Below are 472 nucleotides of genomic sequence, written 5' to 3'. Positions count from 1 at the left end.
GGATTATCGGGTATTTAATTACTCTCTTATTCTCAGCACTTCTGGGAGCCTTAGCGCATGCGCACTGGCCTATTGAGCTAGAAACCATCCGGGAATGGTTGTACTCGTTCTCCACAAGTGCGGGCTTGGGCGGGGTCGCGGCCCTCGCGGCGGCCTCGATCGCCTACCGGGGAGTCACCCGTTCCGCCCAGACAGCCCGAAACACTGCTCTGGCGACTGCTGAGGTGCAAAGGGCTACCGCCGAGACCGCCCAATGGTGGGAGAATGCGCGTTGGGCGGCGGACCGCCTGCTCTCCGTATCCACCGAGGACGAGGAGCTAGAGGTTGAGGACGCAACGGTGGCCATTCTCAGCGACCGCGACGCTCTTGCCGCGATTGCGGCCCTCCAGCATCTTGGCGAGAACGCCCCTAGCGATACGACGGCGGCGTTCATCCAAGAAGTCCTGGGAACCGCCTTGGGTCTGGACACTTC

At 62.1% G+C, this 472-nt stretch carries 1 protein-coding gene; it reads left to right on the top strand.

Features of this window, described 5'->3' with window-relative positions; all coding sequences use genetic code 11:
- Positions 1-472 (top strand): hypothetical protein (locus tag E7Z53_RS19895; protein WP_176338706.1); only part of this gene is annotated, 472 nt, incomplete at both ends.

This window comes from Kocuria salina (genome assembly GCF_013368965.1).
In the GTDB taxonomy this organism is placed as follows: Bacteria; Actinomycetota; Actinomycetes; order Actinomycetales; family Micrococcaceae; genus Kocuria; species Kocuria rosea.
The sequence above is the reverse complement of the archived record's forward strand: the minus strand, read 5'-3'. Positions and strand labels throughout refer to the sequence as shown.